General features: G+C 59.3%; 4 protein-coding genes. All 4 read left to right on the forward strand.

The window, feature by feature from the left end:
- The first annotated feature begins 57 nt into the window (after positions 1-57).
- The 4 genes from VJ604_RS04350 to VJ604_RS04365 all read left to right on the forward strand — a co-directional run bounded on the left by VJ604_RS04350 (position 58) and on the right by VJ604_RS04365 (position 3,894).
- The gene (locus VJ604_RS04350) at positions 58-882 is read left to right on the forward strand and encodes a phosphoribosylformylglycinamidine synthase subunit PurQ (RefSeq protein WP_324080157.1); all 825 of its coding nucleotides are present in this window, start codon (positions 58-60) and stop codon (positions 880-882) included.
- Between the two features lie 178 nt (positions 883-1,060).
- On the forward strand, positions 1,061-2,485 hold the full coding sequence (gene purF / locus VJ604_RS04355) for an amidophosphoribosyltransferase (protein ID WP_324080160.1): 1,425 nt from the start codon (positions 1,061-1,063) through the stop codon (positions 2,483-2,485).
- On the forward strand, positions 2,482-3,030 hold the full coding sequence (gene pyrE / locus VJ604_RS04360) for an orotate phosphoribosyltransferase (protein ID WP_324080158.1): 549 nt from the start codon (positions 2,482-2,484) through the stop codon (positions 3,028-3,030). Before purF ends, pyrE begins: the two co-directional genes overlap by 4 nt.
- Positions 3,031-3,249: 219 nt before the next feature.
- Positions 3,250-3,894 carry a YkgJ family cysteine cluster protein gene (locus tag VJ604_RS04365; RefSeq protein ID WP_324080159.1) on the forward strand — a complete coding sequence of 215 codons (645 nt, stop codon included), beginning with the start codon at positions 3,250-3,252 and terminating at the stop codon, positions 3,892-3,894.
- Positions 3,895-3,941: the final 47 nt, after the last annotated feature.

Below are 3,941 nucleotides of genomic sequence, written 5' to 3' on the forward strand. Positions count from 1 at the left end.
GGATTGTGCCATAATTTAAAACGCTCTGCCGCTCTACACATTACAGAGGAACTATTGATGACAAAGGCTAAAGCTCTGGTCATAACAGGCAACGGCACCAACTGCGAGATGGAGGCGGCCCACGCCTGCAGGCTCGGGGGGTTCGACGAGGCGCGCATTGCCCATCTTTCCGAACTCATGTCGGGCGAGGTGAGCCTGGACGATTACCACTTCCTGAACCTGACCGGCGGCTTCCTGGACGGCGACGACCTGGGGAGCGCCAAGGCCCAGGCCAACCGCCTGCGCTACGCCACCGTGGAAGGTAACGGCGAGCCGCTGGTGGAGCAGTTCCTGCGCTTCATTGGCGACGGCAAGCTGATCCTCGGCGTCTGCAACGGGTTCCAGTTGCTGGTCAAGATGGGGATGCTCCCGGCTCTGGGGGGCGACTACCTCGACCAGACCGCGACCCTCACCTACAACGTCAACGGCCGCTTCCAGGACCGCTGGTGCTACCTCAAGTGCGATCCCGCTTCGCCCTCCCTCTACACCCGCGGCATCGAACAGGGCGTCTACCTGCCGATTCGCCACGGTGAAGGGAAGTTCCTGGTCGATTCGCAGCAGACCCTGGACGCCATCGAGAACAAGCACCTTGCCTGCCTGAAGTACTCCGGCAAGGACTACTCCGCTCCCACCATGGAGTTCCCCGAAAATCCCAACGGCTCCATCAACGCCATCGCCGGCATCTGCGACGAGACCGGCCGCGTCATGGGCCTCATGCCCCATCCGGAGGCGTTCGTGCACCGCACCCAGCATCCCCGCTGGACCCGTGAGGACCTCCCGGAGGAGGGCGACGGGCTGACCTTCTTCAGAAATGCCTGCCAGTATGTGAGGGAAAACCTGTAAACCAAATGTGCCTTCGGGATGCCGGGCCCTTCGACAAGCTCAGGGTGAACGCAATTTTGGTTTAATAAGGTTCAGCGTCGTAAAATCCGTTCGTGCTGAGCCTGTCTAAGCAAGAACGAAAGCTGTTTCTCGAAGCGGCCAGCAGCCGCCTGATTTACAAGGAGAACGTGTGGAAGAAATGATGATCCATAGACCTGAAGAAGAGTGCGGCATTTTCGGTGTATTCAACCACCCGGAGGCGTCAAATCTCACCTACCTCGGCCTCTACGCCCTGCAGCACAGGGGGCAGGAGAGCTGCGGCATCGTCTCCTCGGATGGAACAGCGCTGCACGCTCACAAGAGCATGGGACTGGTGGCCGACGTCTTCGGCAACCAGGAAATCTTCAACTCTCTCCCCGGCAAGTCCGCCATCGGTCATGTCCGCTACTCAACGACCGGTTCCTCGGTCATCAAGAACGTCCAGCCCATCATGGTGGATTACTCCCGCGGCTCCATCGCGGTGGCCCACAACGGCAACATCGTCAACGCCCAGATCATCAAGGACGAGCTGGAGGCCTACGGCTCGATCTTCCAGACCACGATGGATACCGAGATCATCGTGCACCTTCTGGCAACCTCCAAGGCCAACTCGCTGTTGGACCGGCTCACCGACGCGCTGAACAGGATCATGGGGGCCTACTGCCTGCTGTTTTTGACCGAGACCCGCATGGTGGCGGTGCGCGACCCCAACGGCTTCCGCCCGCTTTGCCTGGGACGCCTGGGGGGCGCCTACGTGGTCGCCTCCGAGAGCTGCGCCCTCGACCTGATCGACGCCGAGTTCATCCGCGAGATCGAGCCGGGCGAGGTGATCGTGGTCGACAAGAACGGCATGACCTCCTACTTCCCGCTCAAGAAGACCGAGCCGAGCCCCTGCATCTTCGAGTTCGTCTACTTCGCCCGTCCCGACTCCTACGTGTTCGGCAAGAACGTCTACCAGGTACGCAAGGAGCAGGGGCGCCAGCTCGCGCGCGAGCACAAGGTCGATGCCGATATCGTCATCCCCATCCCCGACTCCGGGGTGCCGGCAGCGCTCGGATACGCTGAGGAATCTGGGATTCCCTTCGAGCTGGGGCTGATCCGCAACCACTACGTGGGGCGCACCTTCATCGAGCCGCAGCAGGCGATCCGCCACTTCGGAGTGAAGATCAAGCTGAACCCGGTGCGCGAGGTGCTGAAAGGAAAGCGGGTGGTGGTCATCGACGACTCCATCGTGCGCGGCACCACCTCCCGCAAGATCGTCAAGATGGTGCGCAACGCAGGCGCCAGCGAGGTGCACGTCCGCATCTCCTCGCCCCCCACCAGCTACCCGTGCTACTACGGGATCGACACCCCCAACCGCAAGGAGCTGATCTCCTCGTCCCATTCCCTCGACGAGATTCGCCGCTACATAACAGCCGATTCGCTCGGCTATCTTTCCGAAGAAGGGCTCATGAAATCCGTGGGCGCCGTCGATGGCGGTTTCTGCAATGCCTGCTTCACCGGTGGTTACCCGGTTAAATTCCCGCGCCTGGATCTGGACGAGCCGCAGATGGGACTATTCGAAAAGGAGATGGAACAGAAATGAGCGATAAAGAACGGCTGAAGAAGATCATCATTGAGCTCTCGTATGAAAAAAGAAACGTCGTGCTCGCCTCCGGCCGGCAGAGCGATTTCTACTTCGACGGGAAACAGACCACCCTGCACCCGGAAGGGGGCTATCTCACCGGGAAGCTGTTCTTCGACGCGATCAAGGATGTGGAAGGGGTTGACGGGGTAGGGGGGCTCACCCTGGGCGCCGACCCGATCGCCACCGCCACCTCCGTGGTCAGCTTCCTGGAAGGGAAGCCCATCCCGGGCTTCATCATCAGGAAGGAGCCCAAGGGGCACGGCACCGGCGCCTGGCTGGAAGGGCGCAAGAACCTGAAGCCCGGCTCGCAGGTGGTCATCGTCGAAGACGTGGTGACCAGCGGCGGATCCTCCATCAAGGCGATCAAGCGCGCCGAGGAGGAAGGGCTCAAGGTGCTGGGCGTGGTCACCCTGGTGGACAGGGAAGAAGGCGGCCGCGAGAACATCGAGAAGGAAGGGTACTGGCTGAAGTCGATCTTCACCAAGTCGGAAATCCTTGCTTAAGGGTGGCGCTCGGCATTGGTGCTGAAGTAATGGGAAGCGGCAACCGGTGATTGGTTGCCGCTTTCTTAATGTTGGGTCAAAGGCCCACCACAGCGGACTCGGAGGTTTCACGGAGGACACGGAGGAAATCGTAAACAGGGGATAAACACAACCACAGTTTTTAGGTTTTAACCCTCCATTTCCTCTGTGACCTCTGTGGTCATTCTTCTAGGTTTAAAGATGGAAGAGATACTGAAAGAATTCAAAAGATTGCTCTCGCAGGTTGATGAGTGGTTTGGCCGCTGCCTGGAGCGCTATCCCGAAAAGATCGCCTGTCGGACCGGCTGCTCGGGGTGTTGCCGGGCACTCTTCGACATCACACTGCTCGATGCCTATTATCTGCGGCTTGGCTTTGACCAGTTGCCAGCAGAAATTCGGCAGAAAGTGCTGGTAAAGGTTGAGGCGCGGCTTGCAGTCATGCGCGAGCATTGGCCGGAATTCGACCAGCCATTTCTGCTGAATTACCGTCCCGAGGAAGATTGGGAGCTGTTGATGCCCGAGGAGGACGAGACTCCCTGCGTGTTGCTGGGGGATGACGGACGCTGTCTCGTGTACGAACATCGCCCGATGACCTGCCGGTTGCACGGGATTCCACTCATCGATAGTTCGGGGGAGGTGATGCACGAGGATTGGTGTACGGAGAACTTCCCGGGGGAGGATCCATTGGAGTTGCCGGAACTGCAGGCCCCATTCGAGGCGATGCTTCGGCAGGAGGTGGAGCTCTTCCGGCAATTCACGCAACAACTTCTGGGCAAGCGGCTAAGCGAGCTCGATACCTTCATACCAACTGCGCTGCTTATCGATTTTGGAAAACTAAAAATCTAAAAACCTGAAAGCAACAGGGATGAACACGATGAAAGGGATAAAGGCAA

Origin of the sequence: Geomonas sp., assembly GCF_035254065.1 — a bacterium.
Classification (GTDB): Bacteria; Desulfobacterota; Desulfuromonadia; order Geobacterales; family Geobacteraceae; genus Geomonas.

Bases quoted from the DNA above. Each gene is read 5' to 3' on its own strand.
- VJ604_RS04350 (WP_324080157.1), top strand. From the start codon at position 58: ATGACAAAGGCTAAAGCTCTGGTCATAACAGGCAACGGCACCAACTGC.
- pyrE (WP_324080158.1), top strand. From the start codon at position 2,482: ATGAGCGATAAAGAACGGCTGAAGAAGATCATCATTGAGCTCTCGTAT.
- purF (WP_324080160.1), top strand. From the start codon at position 1,061: ATGATGATCCATAGACCTGAAGAAGAGTGCGGCATTTTCGGTGTATTC.
- VJ604_RS04365 (WP_324080159.1), top strand. From the start codon at position 3,250: ATGGAAGAGATACTGAAAGAATTCAAAAGATTGCTCTCGCAGGTTGAT.